At 67.8% G+C, this 24,482-nt stretch carries 22 protein-coding genes; 14 read left to right on the top strand and 8 right to left on the bottom strand.

Annotation, left to right across the window (positions count from 1 at the left end; translation table 11 throughout):
• Positions 1 to 14 precede the first annotated feature (14 nt).
• The gene (locus ACT4ML_RS06000) at positions 15 to 269 is read right to left on the bottom strand and encodes a DUF5789 family protein (RefSeq protein ID WP_444720046.1); all 255 of its coding nucleotides are present in this window, start codon (positions 267 to 269) and stop codon (positions 15 to 17) included.
• Between the two features lie 115 nt (positions 270 to 384).
• Between ACT4ML_RS06000 and ACT4ML_RS05995 the strand changes: the two genes are divergently transcribed.
• Together ACT4ML_RS05995 and ACT4ML_RS05990 are read left to right on the top strand one after the other, a co-directional pair.
• Positions 385 to 1,674, top strand: coding sequence for an MFS transporter (locus tag ACT4ML_RS05995; protein WP_444720045.1), 1,290 nt, complete (start codon positions 385 to 387; stop codon positions 1,672 to 1,674).
• 157 nt (positions 1,675 to 1,831) lie between these two features.
• The gene (locus ACT4ML_RS05990) at positions 1,832 to 2,341 is read left to right on the top strand and encodes a DUF5797 family protein (RefSeq protein ID WP_138246144.1); all 510 of its coding nucleotides are present in this window, start codon (positions 1,832 to 1,834) and stop codon (positions 2,339 to 2,341) included.
• A 27-nt stretch (positions 2,342 to 2,368) separates the two neighbouring features.
• Here the strand turns inward: ACT4ML_RS05990 and ACT4ML_RS05985 are convergent, their stop codons facing one another.
• A complete protein-coding gene (locus tag ACT4ML_RS05985; RefSeq protein ID WP_444720044.1) occupies positions 2,369 to 3,421 on the bottom strand; it encodes a DUF5787 family protein in 1,053 nt (350 codons plus the stop codon).
• Between the two features lie 180 nt (positions 3,422 to 3,601).
• Complete coding sequence (locus tag ACT4ML_RS05980) at positions 3,602 to 4,039, bottom strand: bis(5'-nucleosyl)-tetraphosphatase (RefSeq protein ID WP_444720043.1); 438 nt, start codon at positions 4,037 to 4,039, stop codon at positions 3,602 to 3,604.
• A 187-nt stretch (positions 4,040 to 4,226) separates the two neighbouring features.
• On the opposite strand from ACT4ML_RS05980, the gene ACT4ML_RS05975 reads away from it, so the two are divergent.
• The 3 genes from ACT4ML_RS05975 (at position 4,227) to ACT4ML_RS05965 (ending at position 7,308) form a co-directional block, all read left to right on the top strand.
• Positions 4,227 to 4,562 (top strand): 30S ribosomal protein S10, encoded by a 336-nt coding sequence (locus ACT4ML_RS05975; RefSeq protein WP_444720042.1) that lies wholly within the window; start codon positions 4,227 to 4,229, stop codon positions 4,560 to 4,562.
• Positions 4,563 to 4,650: 88 nt separating this feature from the next.
• Positions 4,651 to 5,934 (top strand): amidohydrolase, encoded by a 1,284-nt coding sequence (locus ACT4ML_RS05970; protein WP_444720041.1) that lies wholly within the window; start codon positions 4,651 to 4,653, stop codon positions 5,932 to 5,934.
• Between the two features lie 198 nt (positions 5,935 to 6,132).
• On the top strand, positions 6,133 to 7,308 hold the full coding sequence (locus tag ACT4ML_RS05965; RefSeq protein ID WP_444720040.1) for a M48 family metallopeptidase: 1,176 nt from the start codon (positions 6,133 to 6,135) through the stop codon (positions 7,306 to 7,308).
• Between the two features lie 273 nt (positions 7,309 to 7,581).
• Here the strand turns inward: ACT4ML_RS05965 and ACT4ML_RS05960 are convergent, their stop codons facing one another.
• Positions 7,582 to 8,988 carry a geranylgeranyl reductase family protein gene (locus ACT4ML_RS05960; protein WP_444720039.1) on the bottom strand — a complete coding sequence of 469 codons (1,407 nt, stop codon included), beginning with the start codon at positions 8,986 to 8,988 and terminating at the stop codon, positions 7,582 to 7,584.
• A 189-nt stretch (positions 8,989 to 9,177) separates the two neighbouring features.
• Between ACT4ML_RS05960 and ACT4ML_RS05955 the strand changes: the two genes are divergently transcribed.
• The gene (locus tag ACT4ML_RS05955; protein WP_444720038.1) at positions 9,178 to 9,510 is read left to right on the top strand and encodes a 2Fe-2S iron-sulfur cluster-binding protein; all 333 of its coding nucleotides are present in this window, start codon (positions 9,178 to 9,180) and stop codon (positions 9,508 to 9,510) included.
• A 4-nt stretch (positions 9,511 to 9,514) separates the two neighbouring features.
• Here ACT4ML_RS05955 and ACT4ML_RS05950 read toward each other — a convergent pair whose 3' ends face one another.
• Entirely contained in the window at positions 9,515 to 10,699 is a 1,185-nt protein-coding gene (locus ACT4ML_RS05950; RefSeq protein ID WP_444720037.1) for an MBL fold metallo-hydrolase, read from the bottom strand.
• An 88-nt stretch (positions 10,700 to 10,787) separates the two neighbouring features.
• Between ACT4ML_RS05950 and ACT4ML_RS05945 the strand changes: the two genes are divergently transcribed.
• Positions 10,788 to 11,423 carry a ferritin family protein gene (locus tag ACT4ML_RS05945; RefSeq protein ID WP_444720036.1) on the top strand — a complete coding sequence of 212 codons (636 nt, stop codon included), beginning with the start codon at positions 10,788 to 10,790 and terminating at the stop codon, positions 11,421 to 11,423.
• Positions 11,424 to 11,567: 144 nt separating this feature from the next.
• On the opposite strand, the gene ftsZ is transcribed toward ACT4ML_RS05945, so the two are convergent.
• Both ftsZ and ACT4ML_RS05935 read right to left on the bottom strand, forming a co-directional pair.
• Positions 11,568 to 12,737 (bottom strand): cell division protein FtsZ, encoded by a 1,170-nt coding sequence (ftsZ, locus tag ACT4ML_RS05940; protein ID WP_138246153.1) that lies wholly within the window; start codon positions 12,735 to 12,737, stop codon positions 11,568 to 11,570.
• Between the two features lie 158 nt (positions 12,738 to 12,895).
• Positions 12,896 to 14,278, bottom strand: coding sequence for a D-aminoacyl-tRNA deacylase (locus ACT4ML_RS05935; RefSeq protein ID WP_444720035.1), 1,383 nt, complete (start codon positions 14,276 to 14,278; stop codon positions 12,896 to 12,898).
• A 143-nt stretch (positions 14,279 to 14,421) separates the two neighbouring features.
• On the opposite strand from ACT4ML_RS05935, the gene ACT4ML_RS05930 reads away from it, so the two are divergent.
• A complete protein-coding gene (locus ACT4ML_RS05930; protein ID WP_444720034.1) occupies positions 14,422 to 16,863 on the top strand; it encodes a PAS domain S-box protein in 2,442 nt (813 codons plus the stop codon).
• A gap of 67 nt (positions 16,864 to 16,930) precedes the next feature.
• Entirely contained in the window at positions 16,931 to 18,274 is a 1,344-nt protein-coding gene (locus tag ACT4ML_RS05925) for a DUF7344 domain-containing protein (RefSeq protein ID WP_444720033.1), read from the top strand.
• Positions 18,275 to 18,326: 52 nt separating this feature from the next.
• Here ACT4ML_RS05925 and ACT4ML_RS05920 read toward each other — a convergent pair whose 3' ends face one another.
• Entirely contained in the window at positions 18,327 to 19,271 is a 945-nt protein-coding gene (locus ACT4ML_RS05920; protein ID WP_444720032.1) for a calcium/sodium antiporter, read from the bottom strand.
• 159 nt (positions 19,272 to 19,430) lie between these two features.
• Here ACT4ML_RS05920 and ACT4ML_RS05915 point away from each other — a divergent pair, with 159 nt between their 5' ends.
• The 5 genes from ACT4ML_RS05915 to ACT4ML_RS05895 all read left to right on the top strand — a co-directional run bounded on the left by ACT4ML_RS05915 (position 19,431) and on the right by ACT4ML_RS05895 (position 24,461).
• Positions 19,431 to 20,234, top strand: a complete 804-nt coding sequence (locus ACT4ML_RS05915) for a shikimate dehydrogenase (RefSeq protein ID WP_444720031.1) — start codon at positions 19,431 to 19,433, stop codon at positions 20,232 to 20,234.
• A gap of 75 nt (positions 20,235 to 20,309) precedes the next feature.
• Positions 20,310 to 21,125, top strand: coding sequence for a helix-hairpin-helix domain-containing protein (locus tag ACT4ML_RS05910; protein ID WP_444720030.1), 816 nt, complete (start codon positions 20,310 to 20,312; stop codon positions 21,123 to 21,125).
• 159 nt (positions 21,126 to 21,284) lie between these two features.
• A complete protein-coding gene (gene pabB / locus ACT4ML_RS05905; protein WP_444720029.1) occupies positions 21,285 to 22,883 on the top strand; it encodes an aminodeoxychorismate synthase, component I in 1,599 nt (532 codons plus the stop codon).
• The gene (locus ACT4ML_RS05900) at positions 22,876 to 23,592 is read left to right on the top strand and encodes an anthranilate synthase component II (protein ID WP_444720028.1); all 717 of its coding nucleotides are present in this window, start codon (positions 22,876 to 22,878) and stop codon (positions 23,590 to 23,592) included. Before pabB ends, ACT4ML_RS05900 begins: the two co-directional genes overlap by 8 nt.
• The gene (locus ACT4ML_RS05895; protein ID WP_444720027.1) at positions 23,589 to 24,461 is read left to right on the top strand and encodes an aminotransferase class IV; all 873 of its coding nucleotides are present in this window, start codon (positions 23,589 to 23,591) and stop codon (positions 24,459 to 24,461) included. Before ACT4ML_RS05900 ends, ACT4ML_RS05895 begins: the two co-directional genes overlap by 4 nt.
• The last annotated feature ends 21 nt before the right edge of the window (positions 24,462 to 24,482 follow it).

Below are 24,482 nucleotides of genomic sequence, written 5' to 3'. Positions count from 1 at the left end.
CCGTCGCGGGGCGCTTATCCCTCGCCCTCCGACTGGTACGGCTCGCCGACGGCTTCCCGCGGGAGGACGTTGTGCAGTTCCGACTCGAGGTCCTCGACCGACTCGAAGCGGTCGCTCCCGCTCTGTTCGATGAGCGCCCCCAGATTTCGCTCGCCGTCGGCGAGGAGGAGCGTGGTGGCTCCGAGTTCGGTCGCCGCCCGCTCGTTCGTGACGGGGTACTCGAGGTCCGCGAGGACGCTTTCGACGCGGCTGAGTTTGACATCGGTCATGGCCGAACGAACGCGGGCGACGGGCTTGTAGCTCCGCCCCGCTGGGGCGGACTCTCAGGTGTGTTAACATTTCGATTCGAAACTATAATCGGACGCGGTCACGCAGGGAAAGTCGATGCGGAGACTCGTGGATCGGATTATCGCGCCCTTCGCCGTGGATCGGCGGGTGCTCGCGCTGGCGGGTGCCCGGATGGCGGACGGGATCGGGAACTCGTTTCTGATCATCGTGATCCCGTTGTACGTGAGCAGCGGCGTGGTGAGCGGAACGGCGTTCGGCCTCGGGGAGTCGATGATCATCGGACTGATACTCTCGCTCTTTGGCTTTCTCAACAGCAGTTTTCAGCCGTTTACCGGCCGCCTGTCCGACCGAATGGGTCGGCGAAAGCCGTTCATTCTGGTCGGTCTCGCCGGCCTCGCGCTGACGAACCTCGCCTACGTCTTCGCGGAGACGTACGTCTCACTGCTCGCCATCCGCGGGTTGCAGGGTGTCAGCGTGTCCTTCATAATCCCGGCCTCGATCGCGCTGGTGAACGAACTCGCGACGACCGGCAATCGCGGCGGGAACATGGGCGTCTACAACACGTTCCGACTGGTCGGCTTCGGTGCCGGCCCGGCGATGGCCGGCGCGGTCGTCAGCCTCGGCCCGTACACGCTCCCGGTCGGAGTGACGATTTCCGGGTTCGACGCCGCCTTCTACACCGCGGCGATCACTGCCACGATCAGCTACGTGCTCGTGACCATCCTGGTCTCCGATTCCGACTCGGCGGCCGCAAACGCCGGCGCTGACCTCTCGATTCCGATCCTCGATCGGTCGGGGCCCAACCTGCTCGATCCGATCTTCACGCTCGGCGTCGCGTCGTTTTTCATGGCGACCGCGATCGCGCTCTTTTCGACCATCCAGCCGCAGGTCAACGCCCGCCTCGAGCAGGGCGCGACGTGGTTCGGCCTGCAGTTCGCGGCCTTCATCATCGCGCAGGTCGTGCTCCAGACGCCGATCGGGCGGGCCTGCGACCGGTACGGCCGGCGACCGTTCATCGTCACCGGAATGGTGTTGCTGATCCCGACGACGCTCGCGCAGGGATTTCTGTTCTCCTCCGTGCTGATGTTCGTCGCTCGACTGTTCCAGGGCGTCGCCGCCGCGATGGTGTTCGCGCCGTCGCTGGCGCTCGCGGGCGACCTCGCCGGCGAGGGCGAATCCGGCTCGAAACTGTCGGTGCTCACGATGGCCTTCGGCTACGGGATCGCCGCCGGGCCGCTGTCCTCGGGCGCGCTGATCAGGTTCGGCTTCGGAGCCCCCTTCGTCTTCGGGACCGCGCTCGCGACGCTCGGACTGATTCTGGTGTATACGCAGGTCGAGGAGACGCTCGAGGCGACGGCCCCGGTGCCGGTCGTCGGGAGCGATTGACGCCGAAACGATTGCTCGAGCGGGTCTATTCGACTCTCGCTCGCCGGTCGGCCCTCGGCAGACGGACCGTCAGTCGGGGTTCGAATCGCTCGACGAGACGTTCCGCGGAACTAGCGGGACGCAACGCAAAAGTACCGGATACGCATACGGTTCTACGATGACGCTCTCGGAGGAGGCCACGGACCGGTTGGCGGACGTAGTGGAGCTACAGCCGACGAAAAATTCCGAGTTACAGGACCGGTGGGGGATGGAAAGCGGCAGCGAGGTCCACCAGTACCTCGAGAACGAACTCGGGGACTACTACTTTCGGGACGACAACAGCCTGATCCGGGCGACCGCGGAGGCGGCCGATCTGGTCGACGTCGAGCCGGGAATCGAGAGCGACCCCGAGGACGACGGCGTTCCCTCGAAGATCCGGGTTCCCGAGTTACAGGCCCGGATCGTCGCGGTGCTCGCCGGACCCGAGGAGCGTTCCGAGAGCGTGGTGTCGGTGCTCCACAGCCTCCGGGAGGAGTACGATATCGACCCGGAGGCCGAGGACGTCCGGTCGGGACTGCAGAGCCTGCGCCGCAAGGGCGTCGTCGAGGTCGAGTACCGGACCGTGCCGACGTTCCGACTGACCGTGGAGCGCGACGACCTCGAGGTCTCCGTTTCCGACTCCGACTGAAACTGACCGTGGAGCGCGACGACCGGGCTACAGCCCCGGTCGCCGTCGCCGGCGGCGCTCCTCGAGAATCCGCTGCGATCGTTTTCCGGGCCCGCCCTCGATCGGCCAGCCGCGGGTACGCCAGACCGGTGGCTCGGGTTCGAAGTCGGCACAGGAACCCGAACACTCGGCGGCCGTCTGGCAGCGGCCCTTGGCGGCGCAGTACGGCAGCGCCTGCTGCGGGTCTCGAGCGCGCAGTTGGAAGTGCCGGCAGTCGGGGCGCATCGTGTCGACGAACGAACGCCAGCCGCGCTCGTAGGCCCGTTCGGCGATCGCGAGCCGTTTCTCGGCCTTCGTTTCCGGATCGACATATTCGACCCGGGCGGCGGAGCCGTCCCGTTTCCCGCCGTCGGGCCGCTCGAGGATGCGGGTGCCGGGCTCGTCGACCGTGAGCGAGCGCGGGTACCACGAGACGTCGGCCGTCAGCGTCTCCGGCTCGAGCGCGAGGATGCCCGCCGCGACCGGCAGGTCCTCGAAGAGCGCGGGGTCGACGCGTGTGCCCGTCTCCTCGGTCGCGACCCAGACCTCGTCGGCCAGCCCCATCGCGACGTCGTACTCGAGTTGCGAGGCGAGCGCGCGGGCGGCGCTGGCGTCGAGGTCCGGTTTGTTCTCGATGGCGACGATCCGCTCGACCCAGTCGGGATAGACCCACTTGCGACGGATCTCGATGCGATTGCCGTTCTTTCTGATCTCGAGGATTCCGCGGTCGGCGGCGCGGTGGATCGCCTCGCGGACGTAGCGCCACGGGTAGCCGGGATGGGGCAGTGTGTCGCGGTAGTAGGTCCACTCCGCCGGGGCGTTCCGGACGACGTGGAGCAGATCGCTATCGAGGCGCTCGGCACCGAAGTTCGCCCGCTGCCGGAAGGCCTCGGGGTCGCACTCGAGGACGATGGTGTCCCAGCGGCGGCGCTTGGTGCCGAGTTGGCGGGCGACGACGATCGCGGTGCCGTCGCTTTCGGATTCCGCTCCCGGCGGCCACGCGAGCTCGGCCCAGCGGCAGGTCCGGAGCTCGAATCCGAACTCGGCGGTATGAGAGGGCACACAGGGGATTTGAGCCACGAGCGCAAAAGCGCTACTCGATCGATCGACGGCCGCGGCTCGTGATCGACGGCAGCACCGCTCCCAACCCGCTATCGGGGCCGAACCGTGATCCCATCCGATTGTAACGTCGTCACTCCACGCAGTGGGAGTTATCCGACGGCGACGGCCGACGTGCGTCGCTTACTCTTCGTCCTCCTCCTCGAGTTCGTCGAGAAATTCGTGGGCGTCCTCGAGGATCTCTCGAGGGCCGTCCTGCGTGACGGTGTTGACCGCCTGTTCGTAATCGCGCCACTGGAGGTCGCGATGTTCGTTCGATAGTTCCGCGCTCGCCTCGAAGGACTTCGCGACGAACAGGTGGACGGTCTTGTGGATCGTCTTGCCGTTTGCCTCGAAGACGTAGTCGTAGTCCTTCCGAAAGCCGTCGAGTAGTCGGAACTGTTCGATACCTGCCTCTTCCGTTACTTCGCGGATCGCCGTCTGTTGTAGCTCTTCATCTCCTTCGACACCGCCCTTGGGGAACTCCCAATCGCCTGGGCGGCTCTTGAGTAGAAGATACTCGCGCCGGCCCCGCGTATCGCGGAAGAGGATCGCGCCTGCGCTCGTAGCTTCGACTGCCATTAACTGGGCTAACAGGTGCGACGTTAAGAGAATATCGGACTGTTCGTCCAACGGACACTGATTCCGGACCCGATTTTCACGACGACGACGGCCGATCGACTGCAGTCGGTCACCGCTCGCGCCGGTGATCGGTGCGTCTCAGCAAGTTTTTACGCGCCGCCCGACGACGTATGCGACAGTACCAGCCATGACCTTCGTCACCCGTCTCACCCTCCAGAGCGGCGATCGCGCCGCGCTCGATGGTATCGTCGAGGACATCAAAGCCAACGCGGAACGAAAGGGCGCAGCGCTGAAAGGCCCCCACTCCCATCCGCCCGAGAAGCACTCGGTCCCCCAGCGCTGTCGGCTCCACGCCGACGACGACCGGCAGTTCTCCTCGTGGGAGTACACCGTCTTCACCCGCGAACTCGAGATTCACGGCCACGACAGCCTCGCGCGCAACATCGCCTCGCAGAGTTTTCCGGACTCGGTCCACATCGAGGCCGAGGTCGAACAGATCCACGGCGCGGGCCGCGGGAACTGAGCGAGCGTCGTCCGACACAGACGGGCCTGCTCCGTCTCGACGTGTGACCGTCGGGAGCACTTTTTACCGTTCCCGATGAGGTCGACATATGACCGCGGACGACCTCGTTTCACTGCGTCGAGACCTCCACCGAAAACCCGAGCCCGCGTGGCGGGAGTTCTACACCACTGCGCGCATCGTCGACGAACTCGAGTCCCGACTGGGCGACGACCTCGACGGACTCCACGTCGGGCCCGAGGCCATCGCGGGCGATCACCGGATGGCGGTCCCCGACGACCCAGAGCTCACCCACTGGTACGAACGGGCGCGGGACGCCGGCGTCGACCCGGACGTGCTCGAGCGACTCGAGGGCGGGTACACGGGCGCGGTCGCCGTCCTCGAGCGCGGCGATGGGCCGACGGTCGGCCTGCGCGTCGACATCGACGCGCTCCCCCGGCGGGAGTCCGACGACCCGACCCACGCGCCTACCGCGGCGGGCTTTCGCTCCGAACACGAGGGGGCGATGCACGCCTGCGGCCACGACGCCCACGCGACGATCGGCGTCGGCGTCGCGGAGCGGATCGCCGCTAGCGACGACTTTTCTGGGACGCTGAAAGTATTCTTCCAGCCCGCCGAGGAGGTCGTCGGCGGCGGGAAGTCGATGGCCGAAAGCGAGCACATACAGGATATCGATGCTCTGCTCGCGGTCCACATCGGGCTCGATCACCCGACCGGCGAAATCGTCGCCGGCATCGACGGCTTTCTCGCAGTCTCACACCTCGAGGCGGAGTTTACCGGCGAGTCGGCACACGCGGGTGGTCACCCCGAACAGGGGCGCAACGCCGTCCAAGCGATGGCGACGGCGGTGCAGAACCTCTACGGCATTCCCCGGCACAACGACGGCAAAACTCGGGTCAACGCGGGGGTCGTCGAGGGCGGCAGCGCCGCGAACGTCATCCCGGACGAGGCCAGAATCGTCGCCGAAGTCCGCGGCGAGACGACCGACCTCATGGAGTACATGAAGGGCCGAACCCGGCAGGTCCTCCGGAGCGCCGCCCGGATGCACGACTGCGAGGTCGACATCGAGACCGGCGCGGAGGCACCGAGCGCGACCAGCGACGGCGAACTCGTGTCGATCGTCGCCGACGTTGCAGGCGACACGACGGGCGTCGATCGGGTCCTCGAGCGCGACGAACTCGGCGGCAGCGAGGACGCGACGTTCTTGATGCGAGCGGTACAGGAACACGGCGGCACGGCCTGCTACGTCGGCGTCGGCACCGACCACCCCGGCGGCCACCACACCGCGACGTTCGACGTCGACGAAGACAGTATCGGACACGGAATCGACGTGCTCGCGGGCGCGATCGAGCGTCTCGGGGACGAGAGCGTCTGAGTGGACCCGAATCGCCGGAACGGTACTCGCTGGGCTCCGTCGACTCGAAACGGTGGAATCGGACGGGGCAAGTACCGTGACAGTGAGTCGGAACCTTATTCCATACTCGATAGCTGGGAACAGTACAGACAGACGGCTCGATCGGGAAATCCGATCGAACCGTCGACGAGAGCCGACGAACGACCCCTCGTGCGACCGATGACTACTCTCCGTACTTACCTCGGACTCTGGATCCGAACGCTCGTCGCCGGCGTCGTCCTGACCGGAGCGTTGCTTCTCCTCCTCGCTGCCGAGTTCCTGCTCGTGTTCGTCCTGACGGGTCTGCCGTACGTCGTCGTGCTGAGCGGGAGCTTCCTACTCTTGGGGTTCCCGTCGATCGCATTCCTCGTCGGCCTCGGGTGTTACGTCGGACTGCTGGTCGGCTGGTATCACGTGACGAACTCCACACCTGCCTCGAGACGTCGAAAGATCGTCGGGCCGATCCGTCAACGGGCTGGTTCCCGAGTCGGTATCCTCGCGCTCTTCGGGTCGCTCGCACTCGTCGTCGGCAGCGTCTGGCTCGCCGGGCAGACGACCGCCGGCGGGGCCGTTCTCGTCGTTCCGGTCGCCGTGACACTGTTCGTTGTCGGGCGGCACCTCGTTCACACCGTGGGGACCGAACTGTCCGGCGACGTCGCAGCGCTTCGAACGCTGGACGACTCGATACCCCTCTCGGACGACGCCGACCGCAATCCGGAACTCGAGGAGATCCGCCGCCGCGTTGCGCGCCTAGCACAGCAGGTCGGAATCCCCGCGCCGACCGTCGAAATCGCCGCGACCCGAACGCCGGCGGCGATGACGGTCGGATACCGCCCTGCTGAGTCGACGATCGTCCTCTCTCGCGGGCTGCTCGATGACGTGCTCGATCGCGAACTCGAGGCCGTCCTGGCACACGAACTCGCCCACGTCGCGAACCGCGACGCCGCCGTCATGTCGGCTCTGATGGTTCCGGCGTCGATGGCCGTAGAGTTCTGCGAGCGCTACGCCGGTGGCAGCCTCCTCGGATCGGTCGTGACCGTGTTGCAGGCGCTCTCGCGATGGTCGATCGCCCTCGTCGCGCGCTACCGCGAGTACGTCGCCGACGACGGTGCCGTCGCGATCACTGGCGACCCCGCCGCCCTCGCGAGCGCCCTCGAGACGCTCGATCGATCGGTCGAGCGCCGACCCGCGAGCGACCTGCGTCAGCACCGCACCGCGGCCGCGTTCTCGATCGTGCCCCCGCCGTGGGAGGAACACCGCTTTTTCGACCGCACGCGACGGGTTATCACTCGGACGCTGTTCGGCACCCACCCGCCGACCGAAAAGCGGATCGAACGACTTCGCGCACGATCGTGAGAGAACCGACACCTTCGCGATGCTCTGGCCGGGAGCGGGCTTCGAGCACTGCGAGAAGTCCGCGACTCGGGGGAGGGCAGGCCGTCACCCGGTACCGACCGCGAGCGAACCCGAAGGGTGAGCGAGCGGGCCGACGACTGACCCAGAAGCCGCGCGACGCGCGGCTGGCGGGGAAGGAGGAGTGCTTTTGATCGAAATTTTGCCGAGCGTCGGCGAGACGTGCGCCAGCGATGCTGGCGTCGTCTCGCCAGAGCGCAGAGCAAAATTTCGTTGTTAGTACTTGGGGTCCGCTCCAGTCGTCTCGTAGACCTTCTCCATGAGGTCGTCGCGGCGGGCCTGCCAGCCGGCGAGTCCCTCGGGGCTGGTCGGGTAGTTCTCGTAGTGGGCGAGGAGTTCGTCGGCGCGGCGCTTGGTCTGGTAGAGGTTCCAGATGGTGCCCCAGTGGCCGCGGCTCTTGATCAGGGACTCGAGTTTGAGTTTGAGCCCGATATCCGTACTGCCGGAGTAGAGGGCTTCGGCGAGCTTGTCGCCGGGCATCGCGGCGAGCAGGCCCATCAGGTCGTCGACGTCGACGGCCGTCGAGAGGATGTTGTAGACGTCCAGCGCGGCGTAGCGCGCGCCGAAGTGGTCCATCACCTTCTCGTTGTACTCCCAGAGGGTGTCCTCGCTGAAGTCGCCGGTCTCGAGGGCCTCGATGGCTCGCTCGGCGGCGTACTTGCCGCCGTAGGCAGCGCCGGCGATGCCGCCGCCGGTCGTGGGGTTGACGTGGCCCGCGGCGTCGCCGATGGCCATGTAGCCCGGATGCACGGCGGAGTCGTAGGGCCGCCGGGTGGGCAGCGCCGCGCCGAGTTTGTCCTCGACCTCGGCACCGTCGAACTCGGGTCGGTTCTCGAGGTCGCGTTTGAGGTCGTCGACCAGTTGCATGGGTTCCTCGGTCATCTGGAAGCCCAGCCCGGCGTTGATCTCGGTGTCGGTCCGCGGGAAGTACCACAGATAGCCCGCGGCGCGCTCGGTCGGCTTGAAGACGAGCGCGTCGTCCCACTCGACGGGTTCGTCGACGCGAACGATCTCGCGGTAGGCCGAACAGAAGTGGCTGTAGTCGACGTTGGTGTCGAACGTCGACTCCGAGAAGTCGACGTTGTCCTGCAGAACCGAGAGCGAACCCGCCGCGTCGATGACGATATCGGCCTCGTACTCGAGGGGGTCGCCCTTCCGGATGGCTTCGACGCCCGTGACGCGGCCGTCGTCGTTCTGGACGACGTTTTTCACGACGGTATCGTAGTGGAAGTCGACGCCGGCGTCGCCCGCGCCGTCGATGATCCGCCGGCCGTACTCCCAGCGGTCGATGACGGCGAGTTCGCCGGGGACCGGAATCTCGAGGACGGTGTCCTCTTGGGGGATTTCGAAGCGGCCGTGGTCGACGCCCGTGTTGGTAAAGGCCGGCTCGAGTTTCGACTTCGGAATCGCCTCGGGGAAGGCGTCGGCACCCTTCAGCGCGTCGCCACAGGCGATGTGGCCCGCCTCGTCCTCGTCTTTCCGCTCGAGGATGACGACGTCGTACCCCTCCTGCGCGATGGTCGCTGCGGCGTAGCACCCTGCGGTGCCCGCTCCGACGACGACCGCGTCCGGCGACTGCGTTCCCGTCGTCGTGGCGGCGGCCGACTGCTCCTGCGTACTCATACCAACAGTGTGGACACCGCGGTAAGAAAACGTTTTATAGTCGATTCGTCGGACTGTCAAGGGCGAAATCAGATGCCGGGGCCGGCCGAGGAGTCGCCCGACGGACCGCGACGCCGTCTCGCGGAACCGGCGCACTGATTTCCCGCGGGTAGATAAAGAGTTTTAGTGAGGTCTTCCGTACCGGGCCGTATGACTGAGTACACCATCGAGTTCGTCGGGACGGGTGAGACCATCACCTGTACCGACAAGGAGACGATCCTGAGCCGGTGTCTCGAGGAGGGAATCGCGCAGGAGTACTCCTGCCGAGTCGGGATGTGTCTGGCGTGTTCCGCCGAGATCGTCGAGGGCGAGGTCACCCAGCCCGCTGCGCGGGGGCTCACCGAGCAGGAGGCCGAAAACTACGCGCTGACCTGCATGGCGCGACCCCAATCCGATCTGAAACTCGATCGCGGCAAGTACCCGCCGAGCATCGAGGGCGACCTCGCAGACGGCGCGAACGACGGCGCAGTGGCGGACGACTGACCCGTCAGTCGGCAACTGCGCAGTTGTTCGGCCCCAGTTCGAGTTCGAAGGCCGTCTCCTCGTCGATAGCTTCGAGCCCGAGGTTGACGGCCACGATCCGTTCGTCGTTTGCCGGCCGCGGCGGGAGGTCGCTCGTGGTGTGCTCGACGAACTCGTTTTCGTCCATCGAGAGCGCTGCGAGTTGGTCGCGCAGGGTCTCGAGCCGTGCGATATAGGTCCCGTCTTCCCGCGGCTCGGCGGCGTCGCCGTAATGGCCCGGTGCGATCGTCGTGTCGCCCGGCTGCTCGCAGATCCGATGTTGGAGCGTCTCGTACAATCGCCGCGCAGCCGCGGCCGCGTCCTCGGTACCGGGCTCGAGGTCCGGCCGGCCGACACCCTCGAGAAACAGCGTGTCGCCGGTGAACAGGAGCGGGTCGTCGCCGCCCTCGAGGCGAAGCGAGACGGATTCGGTCGTGTGACCCGGCGTCGCCACGGCGGTCAGCGTCGCGTCGCCGATTCGGATCTCGTCCCCGTTGGCGACGGTCGTGGCGTCGAACGCGAGCCCGCGGTCGCGAGCGCCGTCGGGGACGATTGCCTCCGCGTCGGCCCGCGACACGAGGTCGCGGACGCCGCTGACGTGGTCGGCGTGGACGTGGGTGTCGACGGCGTACTCGATCGTCGCGTCGCGGTCGGCAGCGTCAGCCTCGTACCGGTCCGCAAACGCCCGCAGCGGGTCGATCACGGCCGCCTCGCCGCCGCTGACGACGAGATAGGCGAGACAGCCGCTCGAGGGACGGTCGTACTGCAGGACCGTCGCGGGCGCGTCGACCTCGAGTTCGCGGGCCGTGTACAGGTCGGCCCACGCGTCCATGCCGCCGGCGAGGTTCCGCGCCTCGACACCCGCATCTCGAAGGAGTCCGACGGCGTGGCCGCTCGCTTCGCCGCGGCCGCAGACCGCGACGATCGGTTCCTCGAGGTCGGCGACGAGGTCGGTCACGTCGCCGGTGGCCTCGGCTTGAACGAACTTCATGTGGGGGATTTGGACGGCGTCGATCCCCTCGCCCTCGAGGTGCCAGCGCTCGAACTCGTCGCGGTTGCGAACGTCGAGGACGGTCGCGCGATCGCGGGACCGCAGCAATTCGGCCAGCGTCTCGGGAGCGATCGAGGACGGGTCGTCGGCCGGATCGGCGGGGTCGCTCCGGTCGGTCATGTCCGTCGGTACGCGCTCGAGGCGGGTAACGGTCGCGGGCGGGCGAACCGCCACCAACGTTCAACACGCTCCGCGGTGTCGACTCGGTATGGACGCCGCCGAATTCCAGGATTCGGTCGCGGGATCGATGGCCGTCGAACTCGAGCGGCTCGGGTCGTCGAAACTGCTCGTCGCGCTCACCGACGCGGACCTCGCCGAAGCGACCGTCCTCCGAATCGCCGCAGAGAGCGAACGGGCGGCGATGGAGACGTTCGAGGCGTGGGCCGACGACGAGGGCCACGAAGACGCGCGGCAGCTCTTCGATGACTATCACGAGCAGGAACGGGATCACTACGATCGGATCGCGGCCGACCTCGAGGACGAATCGGCGGTCGACGCCGGCGACATCGGACCGATGCACGAACACCTCCGATCGCTGGAGACGACGGCGGCTCGGCTCGGCGGGCTGGTCGGACGAGCGCTGATCGGCGATCGAATCCACCTGCAGCTCGTGAACTTCTTCGTCAACGAGGGCGACGAGAAACGCGCCGACCGGTTCCGAGAGTTGCGGACCGAAACGGCCGCGCAGGGTGACCGGGCGGCCACGTTGCTCGAGGAGGTCTGTACCGAGGACGACGACTGGGAGCGAGCGCGGACGGCGGCCGCGGACGCGATCACCGCGGCCTACGAGGCCTACGCCGATTCGTTGGACGACCTCGGTCTCGATCCGAAGCCGATCTGTTGAGCGGTGAGCACTGAGCGCGGAGAGCGGTTCGAAATCGTCGACTCGGAATCGGAACGAATCCGGAAGGCCGGGCGCTGCCGTCGGTTCGCGGAGAGAAACAACTGCGTGGACTCGAATCGCGACGCAGGTCGGCCGGTAGTTCGATTACTCGACGAAGTCGATGTCTTCGCCTTGAGCGGGCGCTTCGGGCTGGACGGCGTCTTCGCCGTCGGGCCGGCCGTAGATCTGTGGCGATTCGACGCCGGTGACGACGATCATCGTCCGCATGCTGCCCTCGAGGCTCTCGTCGATCGAGGTCCCCCAGATGATGCGGGCGTCGGGGTCGATCCGGTCGTAGATCTCCTCGACGACGCCTTCGGCCTCCTCGATGGCCATGTCGTTGCCGCCGGTGACGTTGACCAGCGCGGAACTCGCGCCGGAGATGTCGACGTCGAGCAGCGGCGAGCGCAGCGCGGTCTTGACCGAATCTTCGGCTTTCGCCTCGGAGTCGGACTCGCCGAGGCCGATCATGGCGACACCGCCCCGTTCCATGACGGTGCGAACGTCGGCGAAGTCCAGATTGACGAGGCCGGGTTTCGTGATGAGTTCCGTGATGCCCTTGACCGAGCGCATCAACACCTCGTCGCTGACCTTGAACGCCTGCCGGACGGGGAGTTTGCCGACCGAGTCGAGCAGTCGGTCGTTGGGGACGACGATCACGGTATCAGAGACGTCGCGCAGGCGCTCGAGACCGGCCTCGGCGTTGGTCCGCCGAACCTCGCCCTCCGCGGTAAAGGGCGTCGTGACGATCGAAATCGTGAGCGCGCCGGCCTCGCGGGCGGCCTTCGCGACGACCGGTGCGGACCCGGTCCCGGTGCCGCCGCCGAGGCCGGCCGTGACGAAGACCATGTCGGAGCCGTCGATGGCGTCGTAGATGTCCTGTTGACTCTCGAGGGCGGCTTCCTCGCCGACTTGGGGCAGGGAGCCGGCCCCGCGGCCGCCGGTCTTCTCCTCGCCCATGAGGATCTTGGTGTCGGCGTCGATCTCCACGAGGTGCTGGACATCGGTGTTGGCGGCGACGAGTTTCGCGCCGTGGATGCCCTCCTCGTGCATTCGGTTGATCGTGTTCCCGCCGGCACCGCCGCAGCCGACGACCGTGATATCGGTCTGGAGATCCTGTAGAACGTCTTCCAGTTCGTCGTCGGTCATCGTCCCGGTCTGTCGGCCGTCTGATCCGTTCGTGCCGGCCGACTGCCCGCCCTGTGGCGCGTCGGCGGGGTCCGCGGCCTCCCCGTCCTCGGCCTCGTCGATTGCGTCGTCGATTAGAGAGTCCATTCTTGGCCCTGTCTAAAAGATGGAGCATAATTACCTTTCCCCTACACGTCAGCCGTCTGTCTGACACGTTAATAGACTCTTATGTGTCTGGACAGAAATATATCGGATCCTCCGGACGCGGAGGCGTAAGCGGTACTTACTGTCGATCCGCGAGCCGATCAGATCGGAAACCGACGCGTTCGCTCGGTCCGAACCCTCTCGGGATTGACCGTTTCCCCGTCGACGGTGACCGATTCGCCGTCGGCGAGCGCGCCGAACTTCGGCCCCTCCGGCACGCCGACCTGCCGCGCCAATCTGGGGTCGAACGCCGTCTCTTCGGCGACGACAGCGTCGTCTTCGACCGTCACCGCGTCGTACTTTTCCTCGAGCACGCCGGCCAGTTCTTCGATCATCGACTCGAGCGGATCGCTCGAGGGGTCCTCGCGCTCGGATTTACCTTCGGAATCAGTCTCGGCAGTTTCGGATTCGCTCTCGGGAACCGCCGCCCGCGATCCGACGCGACTCCCGCCGTTGTCGGTCGTGAAGGCGATGGTCTCGGCCTCGACGATCGCTCGGACGCGGTCGGGATCGATCCCCTGTGCGGTACTGACGAGGTCGACCGGGAGATCGACGACGGCGAACGGGTCCGCGAGTCGGTCGCCGAAGCGGACGCCGTCGTCGACGGCTCCCAGATCGGACTCGACCGCATCGACCAACTCGAGCGGCCGGTCGTCGACCTCGCGCAGCCACGTCTCGCTGACGATCCGGCAGTCCATCGACTCGAGGGTCTCCTCGAGAACCGGCCACTCGCCGTCGAGCAGCGCGATCTCCGCCTCGCTGGCGTCGAAGGCGCGCTCGAGGACGCCGCGGTGGGCCGTCGGGTGGTCCATCGCCTCGAGGGCCCAGTCGGCCGCGACGTGGCCGACCGCCCACGACGTCTTCCGAACGATTCGCTCGAATCGCGGGGCGTAGTGGTTGCCGCCGAAGCCGACGACCTGTCTCGATCGGTGGGGGTCAGCGTCTCGAAGCTCGAGGATTGCGCGAGCGACGGCGTCGGCACCGCCGGGGTCGTCCCACTGCTCGTCGCCGCTACCCAGCTCCGCGAACAGCGACGGACAGCCGACGTCGGTGGGGCCGTGGTGGGTGGCCTCCATGCCGACCTCGTACTCCTCGGGAGCGTACTCGTCGAACGCGGCCAGCAGGCGGGCGAGCGCATTCGGGGCCGCGTCGGCGACGGCGTCGGGCTCGCCGCCGAACTCGGCCGGGCCGAAGTTCCCCGTGAAGTGGCCCGTCAGCAGCGCGCCGGTGTCGCCGGAGTGGCGCGAGGCGAAGACGAGCAGGTCGGGATCGCAGTCGAAGGCGTCGGCGGGGCGCTCGAGGTCGATGTGGAGGTCGTCGAACGACCGGAGTTCGGCGTCCTCGAGTCGGTAGTAGGTCCCGCCGCCGTCGGCGTCGGGCCTGGAGTCGTCGGTCCGTTCCGTCCAGTCGGCGCACTCGCGGAGGCGGTCGCAGATATGCGTCGAGGCGCGGTCGGCGCGGCTCTCGACGATGGCGAGGGTCATACTCCTTGCTCGAGGGTTGAGACCGTTAACGTCGCCGGTTCGCGACGCGTCGACGCAGTCGACGCTAAAAAGCCGCGGCGCAAGCTACCAGTGGTTTTTCGGCCGTGGGAAGAGTGAACATGCCATGGTGGTTGGTGGCCGCAATGAGGGATAATCCGTGTGACCACGCGGCGTCGCCGGACGAGACGAGTCGCGCCGCAGAACGAAGCGACCGACAGATCGATTGCATCGATGTCAGCGAGCTGAGCGGCGTCATCAGCGACGCCGCCATCGCGCTGCTGGACGCCGGTGGACGCGTCACCGCGTGGAACGACGGTGCGTATCAACTCATGGGATACGACGAAGCGACGATCGGCGGCTCGCACTACCGGACGTGCTTTCCGGCGGACGCCCGCGAGTCCGGTCGGCCGGAGCGGATACTCGAGCGAGCGCGCGCGGACGGGAAAGCCGAGGACGACGGCTGGCGAGTCCGGAGCGACGGCAGCCGGTTCTGGGCCCACGAGGAAATTGCACCGATCCGCGAGGGCGGCGCGGTCGGAGGCGACGCGGCCGACGAAACCGACCTGCAGGGGTACGTCTGGTTCGTCCACGACCGCACCGAGGAGCGCGAGCGAAACCGACAGCTCCGCGAGGAGAAGGCGTTCACGGAGAGCGTCTTCGAGGCACAACCGGACATCGTCTACGCGTTCGATGCGGACGAGAACTACCTCGAGTGGAACGATCGGGCGCCGGAGGTGACGGGGTACACCGAGTCCGAGCTAGCCGAGATGCGCCCGCTCGAGTTCGTCGTCCCGGAACACCGCGAGCGGATCGACGAGGCGGTCCAGCGGGTCCTCGAGGAAGACGAGTACGTCGCCGTCGAAGCGGACCTCCTCACGAAAGACGGGCGTCGAATCCCCCACGAGTTCAACAGCGCCCGGATTACCGGCATCGACGGGAGCGTGCTGGGATTTACCGGGACCGCCCGCGACATCACCGACCGCAAGGCCCGCGAGCGGGAACTCCGCGAGGAGAAGGCGTTCACGGAGAGCGTCCTCGAGGCCCAGCCGGACATCCTCTACGCGTACGACCCGGAGGGGAACCTGATCGAGTGGAACGAGCAGTTCCAGCGCGTCACCGGCTACGAACCGGACGACCTCACCGGGATGCATCCGCTCAAATTCATCGCGCCGGAGGATCGGGATGGGATCGGCGATGCCATCGACCGAATCCTCGAGGAAGGCGAGCGCATCACGGCCGAAGGGCAGATCCTCACCGAAGACGGGCGTCGAATCCCCTACGAGTTCAACAGCGCCCGGATCACCGACGACGACGGGAGCGTGCTGGGGTTTACCGGCGTCGGTCGGGACATCACCGACCGCAAGGCCCGCGAGCGGGAACTCGAGCGCCTCGAGCGGCTCAACGCGATCGTTCGGACGATCGACGAGACGATGGTCGCGGCGGAGACCCGCGAGGAGATCGAAACGGCGATCGTCGAGGAGTTCGCGGCCGCGGACGTGTATCGGTTCGCGGTCATCGGGCGGGCCGACCCCGCGACGACGAGCGACGGCTACTCGTGGGAGCCCGCGGCCCGGGCGGGAATCGACGCGGCGACGGTCGAGGAGGTGCTTCCGTCGTTCGTCGACCCGCCGGCCGACGGGTCCGGTACGTCGCCGTTCGAGACGCGGACCGTCCAGTGCTACCGGCACCTCCACGAGAGCCCGATCGACGAGTGGCGAGCCGGCGCCGACGACCGGGGCTACGGCTCGGTCGCCGTCGTGCCGATCACTGCGAGCGATCGGTCCTTCGGCGCGCTCGTGATCGGTGCCGACGAACCGTCGGCCTTCGCCGACCGGGAGCGGGAGGTGCTCCAGGAGTTCGGCGGCACGATCGGCCACGCGATCAACGCGATGGCGGTCCGTCGCCTCCTCTACACGGACACCGTCGTCGAACTCGAGTTCGAGTCGACCGACCGCGGGGACGTCTGTATCGACCTCTCGCAGCGAGGCTCCTGTACCCTCTCGATCGATCACGTCCTGCCGCTGACCGACGAGGTGTTCGTCTACTACCTCACCGTCACCGACATCGATCCGGAGGAGGTTCGAAACGTCGCGCGGGATGACCCCGCGATCACGGAACTGCGCCGCATCGATGAGACCGAAGACGAAAGCTACTGGGAGGTCGTCGTCCGCAGTTCGACGATCACCGACCTGCTCGGGGAGTACGGCGCGCGGCTGCAGTCGAAGGTCGTCCGCGACGGCGTCGCGGAGTTCACGGTACAGGTGAGCCCCGACGTGAACCTGCGCGAACTCGTCGGCGCGGTCACGTCGGCCTACCCCGACACCCGGCTCGTCTCGAAGCGAACCGTCGACCGCCCGGTCGAGACGCGCGGCGACTTCCGGCGGACCGTCGAGTCGCTGCTGACCGAGAAACAGCGACTGGCGCTCGAGGCGGCCTACCACGGCGGCTACTTCGAGTGGCCGACTCGAAACAGCGACGCGAGCGAGATCGCGGATCGGCTCGGTATCGCTCGCCAGACGTTCCACCAGCATCTGCGAGTGGCCCAGGCGAAGCTTCTCTCGGCGTATTTCGGCGGGGACGAGTAACCACCACTCGGCGATACCAGAGCATGCTGGTACAGTTCTTTCCCCCGGCAACCGTCTCTAGCAAGCAATGAGTTCACCCCCGGACACCGAGACGACGACAACTGCGTTGGACATCCTCGCGGAGCCGCAGCGACGATACCTGCTCGCGACGCTGCTCGACCGCGAGGGCTCGTCCGCCGTCGTCGGGTCGACGGCGTCGGAACCGATGTCGATCGCCGCGCTCGCGACCGAGGTCGCGACCGTCGAACACGACTGTCCCATCGTCACCGACGACCAGTGCGAACGGGTTCACGTCTCGCTGGTTCACAAACACGTCCCGCGGCTGGTCGACACCGGCGTGCTGTGCGAGATCGCCGGTGAGGACGCGACGACGGTCGCGCTCACCGACCATCCGATTCTGGAAACCGAGTGGGTCCGGACGCTCCTCGACGACCCGACCGGCGACGCGTTCGCCGTCAGCGAGGCGACGCTGAACCGGACGCTCGCGGCACTTCGGAACCCGCGCAGCCGTGCCGTCTGCGCCGCGCTCGCGAGGCGTCGCGGAGCCGTCCCTGTCGCCGACCTCGCCGCGGCGGTCGTCGCACGGGAGGCGAGTGACGGAACCCGACTGGTCGACATCAGCGAGGCGGAGTGTCGGACGGTCACCGCGGCGCTCGCCCACGAGCACCTTCCCGCGCTTTCGGATGCCGGCCTCGTGGCGTACGACGATATCGCGAACGGTGTCGAACTGGCGACCGACGCGCCGCAGTGGCGGGTCGACTGGATCGCCGAGGGGCTGCTCGGGGAGGCCGCCGATCTCGTCCGGGCGGCATCGGAACGGCGGGCCAGCGCGGGCGAAACGGGGGCCGCGATCGAGGCGACGGCGACGCCGTCGACCGCGCCGGAAGCGGGCGAGAGCGGCGACGGAACGGGCGTCCGCACCGATACCTGCTGGACGCTCGAGGGGCGGACGAACGTCTTCGACAGGGGGCACGAAATCGCCGACGGTGCCGACGAGGAACTGTTCGTCATGGTCCCGAACGCCGAGATGATCCGACCGGCGTGTCTCGAGCGCTGGCGGGCGGCGGCCGACCGGGGCGTCGACGTCTACGTCGGATCGCGGTCGCCGCGGGTCCGCGACACCGTCCGGTCGGCGGTGCCGACCGCGACCGTCTGCAAGCCCCAGTTCGACTGGCTCAACTTCCCGATGGAGGCGACGTACCACGGGTACGTGGTCTTCGCCGATCGCGAGTCGGCCATGCTCGTGACGATCGACGACTCGAGGCCCGACGGGGAGCCGTGGATCGGCGCGATCACCGGCGACGGGCGGGCGAACGCGCTGGTCTCGGTCGTGTGCGAACAACTGGGACCGCGCCTCGATCGGCTGACGCCGACCGGCGACGCGCGCGACGGAAGGCCGCTGCCGATGTGACTCCAGCCGAAGCGACGCGTCGATTCGGTCGGTGGACCCGTCCGAGTCGACCTCAGGGTATCAGCAGGTAGATGAATCCGAGATAGCCGGCGATGAGGACCGCGCCGTCGATCCGGGTGAGCCGCCGGCCGTATCCCATCAGTCCGACCAGGAGGACGGTAAAGGCGACCATGATCGGGAGTTCGAACCGGAGCGTCGCGGGTTGGATCTCGATCGGGGTGATCAGGGCCACGATTCCCAACACGGCGAGGATGTTGTAGATGTTCGAGCCGACGACGTTGCCGACCGCGAACTCGGTCTCGCCGCGGACGGCCCCGACGACCGAGGCGGCCAGTTCCGGAAGCGACGTTCCGAGCGCGAGCACCGTCAGGCCGATAACGAGGTCCGAGACGCCGAGCGCCGACAGCAGCCCCGTCCCGCCGGCGACGAGCCACCGCGAGCCGACGACGAGCGTGACCAACCCGCCGACGACGAGCGCGATATCTCGGATCGAGACCCCGGCACCGGCATCGGGGTCGTCGGCCATCGGTGCGGGATCCGCGTTGACGTAATAGAGGAGGAAGGCCGTGAATCCCCCGAGGACGAGCAGGAAGATCGCTCCCTCGAGGCGGCCGATCCGGCCGTTCGCACCGAGTCCGACGAGGAGGATCGCGGCGAGTACCATCGTGGGGACGTGTCGGCGCATGACCCGGTCGGCGATCGGGAGCGGTTTGATCAGCGCGGCGGCCCCGAGCACCAGCCCGATGTTCGCGATGTTCGAGCCGACGACCGCACCCAGACCGATATCGGTCGAGACGTTCAACGCGCCGATCGTCGAGACGAACAGTTCCGGCGCGGTCGTCGCGAACGCGATCACCGTCACGCCGACGGTCGTCGCCCGAAGCCCGATCCCGAGCGCCAGCCGACCCGCGCCCGCGACCAGCAACTCGGCACCGCCGTACAGCGCGACGATCCCGCCGGCCAGCAAGAGGAGAAACAACGGGGTTCCGGAGAGCATGCGGCCGGCTACTCAGGACGCGGTGAAAAGCGACCCGAAACGGAACCGGTCCGCGCGACCACCCGTCGAGCCGATCGAGAGAGTACTCGGCGAACGGCGGGTCCGCCCGAAGCCAGACGGATTATAGTCCCGCCGCCTCGAGTGTCGAGCGAGATGGCTATGGACGTATACGGTCTGCTCGGCAACCCGGTCGGCCACTCGCTGTCGCCGCCGATGCACGAGGCAGCCTACGACGAACTCGGGCTCGAGGCGCGCTACGTGACCTTCGAGCCCGACGTGGACGACATCGAAGACGCCGTTCACGGAGCCGATGCGCTCGGCGTCGCGGGGCTGAACGTGACGATCCCGTTCAAGCAGGACGCCCTCGAGATCGTCGCGCCCGAGGATCTGGCGACACGGATCGGCGCGGTCAACACGATCGACTTCTCGGGGTCGGGGCCGCCGACGGGGTACAACACCGACGCCGTCGGCGCGTTGCGCGCGTTGCGCGATCACGACGTGGCAGTCGAAGATGCCCGGGCGGTCGTCGTCGGTGCTGGCGGCGCCGGCCGGGCGGTCGCCTTCGGCCTCGCGGACGCCGGCGCGACGGTCGCGATCGCCAATCGAACCGAGCCGACGGCCCACGAACTGGCCGACGAGGTGCCCCGCGCGACCGGCCACGGGCTCGGGGACCTCGAGAAACTTGTCGGAAACGCCGACATCCTGATCAACGCCACGAGCGTGGGGATGGAAGAGGACGCGACGCCGGTCCCCGCCGACGCGCTCCACGAGGAGCTGGCGGTTCTGGACGCGGTCTACCGGCCCCTCGAGACGCGGCTCCTGGCCGACGCGGCCGAGGCCGGGGCGACGACCGTCGACGGCGCGTGGATGCTGCTCTATCAGGGCGTCGAGGCCTTCGAGATCTGGACCGGTCGGGACGCGCCGGTCGCGGTGATGAACGAGGCGCTGCGCTCGCGGCTGTAAGCGAGCGGACACGATAGCTGTCCTCCCTGTCAGTATCAGGCGAATTTAAGTGTCGGAGCCGACTACATCGAGATAATGGCAATCCTCCAAAAGCTGAAGTCCCTGTTGGGGTTCGACGAGTCGGACTCGGAGCGGGGAGGCGCTCGAGAGGTCGGGGTAACGGTCGAACGGGAAGGGTCGACGGACGACGGGAGCGGCGTCGACGCGGATCGAAACGAATCGGCGACCGGCGGACGAACGACCGGAACCACAGAGCCGCCGCAGTCGGCCGCAACGGACTCGAGTGCGTCGAAATCGACCGAGCCGGAGCCGGAGACGGAATCGGCGGACGGTTCGGCCGAAACCGCCGAACCGGCGGAATCGATCGGCTCAAGCGCAGCCGAAACTCCGACGGCAGAGGAGACGCCGGACCAACCCGCAGAATCGTCTCCGGTCGAGGAGGCCGAACCCGACGTCGAACCGGCCGCGGACGCCGAGGCGGACGAGACTGAGACGGTCGCCGAGAGCGAGCCGGACGCCACAGCCGACACCGACGGAGACGTGGCCTCGAGCGATGCCGGCGCCGACGCTGACATCGACGCGACTGTCGACGAACCCGACGAGGAATCGGACGCCGGCACTGGGGCGGCCGAAGCGGCCGAGACCGAATCCGAGGAACCCGCGGAAACCGAGTCGGCCGAGACCGAAGCCGACGCCGAGACCGAGGAATCCAACGGGGAGTCCGTCGACGTGATCAAGGGAATCGGCCCGGCCTACGCCGACCGGCTCGCCGGGGCGGGCGTCGACACCGTCGGCGAACTCGCCGCCGCGGACGCCGCCGAACTGGCCGAACAGACCGACATCTCCGAGAAGCGCATTCAAGGCTGGATCGACCGCGCCGAAGTCCGATAATCGATCCGATCGTCGAACCCGCGTTCTCTCATCTCCGTTCTCTCTCTTCGACGCGATTTTCGCTCGTTCGTCCGCGCTGTTTTCACCCGTTGGCTAGCTCTCCCGTCGTCGGGGCCCGGAACCGCAAGCGAATTACTGGCCCGGTCCGTCTCGAGGCACATGAGCGATCCGCGCGTCGTGACGACGCTCGACTCGTTTCGCGCCGCCGCTCGCGACGGCGACGGTGCGTCGGCCGCGGACGAGGAGGAGTGCACGTCGGCGACACAGGCCGGACTCCGCGTTCCCGTCGAAGCCCGCGTGACCGTCGACGATCCGTTTCTCGCCTATCGGCGAGCACGCGACGGCGACGGGGGTGCCTTCCTCGAGACGACCGGCGGCCAGCCCGGCTGGGGCTACTTCGGCGTCGACCCCGTCGACCGGCTCACCGTCGGTGCCGACGCAGTCCCGCGGGCTCGAGACGGCGACCGGTCGCCGAGCCTCGCCGCGCTCCAGGGGCTGCTCGCGGGTGATCGGCTCGCACGCGGCGACTGCGACGTGCCCTATCCCTGCGGCGCCGTCGGCTGGCTCGCCTACGATATCGCCCGCGAACTCGAGTCGCTGCCCGACTCGGCCGTCGACGATCGGGGATTGCCCCGGCTCGAGGTCGCGGTCTACGACCGGCTCGTCGCGTGGGAGGAACCGACTGAAGGCGACGTGACGCTGCGGATTACGTCCTGTCCGCGGATTCCCGTCGGTGGTACCGACGGCGACCTCGAGGCGGCCTACGAGCGCGGCCGCGAGCGGGCGCTGGACCTCGCGCGGGCCGTCCGCGAGGGCGACAAGGGGATCGGCGAACCGCCGGTCTCGAGCCCGGAAGCGACCTTCGAGAGCGACTGCGGTCGCGAGGCATTCGCCGACCGCGTGCGCCGAGTCAAGGAGTACGTCCGCGACGGCGACACCTTTCAGGCGAACGTCTCGCAGCGGCTGGTCGCGCCCGCCGCGGTCCATCCCGTCGCCGCCTACGACGCCCTGCGGCGGGTCAATCCGGCCCCCTACTCCTGTCTGCTCGAGTTCCGGGCGGCCGATCTGGTGAGCGCGAGCCCCGAACTGCTGCTCGAGCGCGAGGGGGAGTCCGTCCGAACCGAACCCATCGCCGGCACGCGCCCGCGCGGAGACACGCCCGAAGAAGACGACGCGCTCGAGGCGGATCTGCTGACGGACGAAAAGGAACGCGCCGAGCACGCGATGTTGGTCGATCTCGAGCGCAACGACCTCGGGAAGGTCTGTACCTACGGCTCCGTCGACGTCGAGGAGTACCGCCGGATCGACCGCTACGCCGAGGTGATGCACCTCGTGTCGAACGTCACCGGCCGACTGCGACCAGACGCGACCCTCGCCGACGCCGTCGCGGCGACGTTCCCCGGCGGCACGATCACCGGCGCGCCGAAGCCGCGGACGATGGCGATCATCGACGAACTCGAGGCGACCCGTCGCGGCCCCTACACGGGTAGCGTCGGTATCTTCGGCTTCGACGGCCGAGCCACCCTCAATATCGTCATTCGGACGCTGGTCCGCCACGCCGACGAGTACCACCTGCGGGTCGGCGCGGGCATCGTCCACGACTCCGATCCCGATCGCGAGTACGACGAAACCCTCGACAAGGCCCGCGCGCTCATCGCGGCCGTCGACGACGCGCTCGGTCAGCGGGCCGATATGGGACTCGAGGCGGACGGCGAAGCGGACTCAAAGCGAGCCGACGGAGGTGAGACCGGTGACTGAGTCCGCACCCGAAACCCGAATCCTCGTCGTGGACAACTACGACTCGTTCGCGTACAATCTCGTCCAGTACGTGGGCGAGATCGCGGACGACGTGATCGTCCGGCGGAACGACGACATCGACGTCGCGGGCGTTCGCGACCTCGAGCCGACCGGGATCGTCGTCTCGCCGGGTCCCGGAACGCCACAGGAGGCGGGCATCTCGATGCCGCTGTTCGCCGAGACCGAGATCCCGATCCTCGGCGTTTGCCTCGGTCATCAGGCGCTGTGTGCGGCCAACGGCGCGCCGGTCGTCCACGCACCCGACGTCGTCCACGGGAAACCGTCGGCGATCACCCACGGCGGCGAGGGCCTGTTCGCCGGGCTCCCCGAGACGTTTCAGGTCGGTCGCTACCACTCGCTGTCGGTCCAGCGCGCGGACCTGCCGGAATCGCTCGCGGAGACCGCCCGAACGACGGACGAACGCGGCGTCCTGATGGCGGTCCGCCACCGCGAGAAGCCCCATCTCGGCGTGCAGTTCCACCCCGAGAGCATACTTACGCGGGCCCAGCCCGACGCGGCGACCGGATCGGATGGGGCGGACGGTACAGATGGTACGAACGGTACGGACGACGGCTCCGGCGACGACATCTCGCTCGAGCTCGGCAAGCGGCTGATCGAGAACTTCTGTCGGTTCGCCGCGGCGGCCGATCGGGGTGAAAACCGAGCATGAGCGACGAACTGCACTACCACGTCGACGGTGACCTCGTCCCCGCGAGCGACGCCACCGTCAGCGTCGACGACCGCGGCTTCCGGTACGGCGACGCCGCCTTCGAGACGCTCCGGGCCTACGGCGGGACCGTCTTCGCGTGGGACGACCACGCCGAGCGACTCGAGCGGACCTGCGAGTCCCTCTCGCTCGAGCACGGGCTGTCGGCCGCGGACCTGCGCTCGCGGATCGACGAGACGCTCGCGGCCAACGACCTCGCGGACGCCTACGTCCGCCTCTCGATCACGCGCGGGGTGCAGCCGGGCAAACTCACGCCCCAGCCCGTGGTCGATCCGACGGTCGTCGTCTACGTCAAGCCGCTTCCGCGCGGTGGTCTCGAGGGCAAGTCCGTCTGGGACGGCCCGGCGACGGTCCAGACGGTCGAAACGCGACGGGTCCCCGACGAGGCGATCCCGGCCGGGGCCAAGACGCACAACTACCTGAACGGAATCCTCGCTCGCGGAGACCTCGAGGGCGACGCGGACGAGGCGCTCATGTGCGATCTCGACGGCGCAATTGCGGAAGGGGCCACGAGCAACCTGTTTTTCGTCCGCAACGGGACGGTACACGCGCCGTCGACCGACGGCCCCGTGCTGCCGGGAATCACGCGGGGAATCGTCCTCGAGATGGCTCGTGACGCCGGGATCTCGGTCCGCGAAGGGCGGTACGAGCCGGCGGCCGTGCTCGAGGCCGATGAAGCGTTTCTCACGAATCGGACGTGGGAACTCCGGCCGATCGAGACGCTCGACGGGCACGCCATTGGCGGCGGGCCCGTGACTGACCGGCTGTCGCGCCTGTACGACGAACGCGTCGAGGAGTCGTGTTACCGGTAGAGCTGAGAACGATCACTGACT

The sequence above is a fragment of the Natrinema sp. LN54 genome, from assembly GCF_052439245.1.
Classification (GTDB): Archaea; Halobacteriota; Halobacteria; order Halobacteriales; family Natrialbaceae; genus Natrinema; species Natrinema versiforme_A.
The sequence above is the reverse complement of the archived record's forward strand: the minus strand, read 5'-3'. Positions and strand labels throughout refer to the sequence as shown.

Excerpts from the sequence above, each read along its gene's own strand:
- ACT4ML_RS06000 (WP_444720046.1), bottom strand. The coding sequence starts at position 269 with ATGACCGATGTCAAACTCAGCCGCGTCGAAAGCGTCCTCGCGGACCTC.
- ACT4ML_RS05995 (WP_444720045.1), top strand. The coding sequence starts at position 385 with ATGCGGAGACTCGTGGATCGGATTATCGCGCCCTTCGCCGTGGATCGG.
- ACT4ML_RS05990 (WP_138246144.1), top strand. The coding sequence starts at position 1,832 with ATGACGCTCTCGGAGGAGGCCACGGACCGGTTGGCGGACGTAGTGGAG.
- ACT4ML_RS05980 (WP_444720043.1), bottom strand. The coding sequence starts at position 4,039 with ATGGCAGTCGAAGCTACGAGCGCAGGCGCGATCCTCTTCCGCGATACG.
- ACT4ML_RS05975 (WP_444720042.1), top strand. The coding sequence starts at position 4,227 with ATGACCTTCGTCACCCGTCTCACCCTCCAGAGCGGCGATCGCGCCGCG.
- ACT4ML_RS05970 (WP_444720041.1), top strand. The coding sequence starts at position 4,651 with ATGACCGCGGACGACCTCGTTTCACTGCGTCGAGACCTCCACCGAAAA.
- ACT4ML_RS05965 (WP_444720040.1), top strand. The coding sequence starts at position 6,133 with ATGACTACTCTCCGTACTTACCTCGGACTCTGGATCCGAACGCTCGTC.
- ACT4ML_RS05960 (WP_444720039.1), bottom strand. The coding sequence starts at position 8,988 with ATGAGTACGCAGGAGCAGTCGGCCGCCGCCACGACGACGGGAACGCAG.
- ACT4ML_RS05955 (WP_444720038.1), top strand. The coding sequence starts at position 9,178 with ATGACTGAGTACACCATCGAGTTCGTCGGGACGGGTGAGACCATCACC.
- ACT4ML_RS05950 (WP_444720037.1), bottom strand. The coding sequence starts at position 10,699 with ATGACCGACCGGAGCGACCCCGCCGATCCGGCCGACGACCCGTCCTCG.
- ACT4ML_RS05945 (WP_444720036.1), top strand. The coding sequence starts at position 10,788 with ATGGACGCCGCCGAATTCCAGGATTCGGTCGCGGGATCGATGGCCGTC.
- ftsZ (WP_138246153.1), bottom strand. The coding sequence starts at position 12,737 with ATGGACTCTCTAATCGACGACGCAATCGACGAGGCCGAGGACGGGGAG.
- ACT4ML_RS05935 (WP_444720035.1), bottom strand. The coding sequence starts at position 14,278 with ATGACCCTCGCCATCGTCGAGAGCCGCGCCGACCGCGCCTCGACGCAT.
- ACT4ML_RS05930 (WP_444720034.1), top strand. The coding sequence starts at position 14,422 with ATGAGGGATAATCCGTGTGACCACGCGGCGTCGCCGGACGAGACGAGT.
- ACT4ML_RS05925 (WP_444720033.1), top strand. The coding sequence starts at position 16,931 with ATGAGTTCACCCCCGGACACCGAGACGACGACAACTGCGTTGGACATC.
- ACT4ML_RS05920 (WP_444720032.1), bottom strand. The coding sequence starts at position 19,271 with ATGCTCTCCGGAACCCCGTTGTTTCTCCTCTTGCTGGCCGGCGGGATC.
- ACT4ML_RS05915 (WP_444720031.1), top strand. The coding sequence starts at position 19,431 with ATGGACGTATACGGTCTGCTCGGCAACCCGGTCGGCCACTCGCTGTCG.
- ACT4ML_RS05910 (WP_444720030.1), top strand. The coding sequence starts at position 20,310 with ATGGCAATCCTCCAAAAGCTGAAGTCCCTGTTGGGGTTCGACGAGTCG.
- pabB (WP_444720029.1), top strand. The coding sequence starts at position 21,285 with ATGAGCGATCCGCGCGTCGTGACGACGCTCGACTCGTTTCGCGCCGCC.
- ACT4ML_RS05895 (WP_444720027.1), top strand. The coding sequence starts at position 23,589 with ATGAGCGACGAACTGCACTACCACGTCGACGGTGACCTCGTCCCCGCG.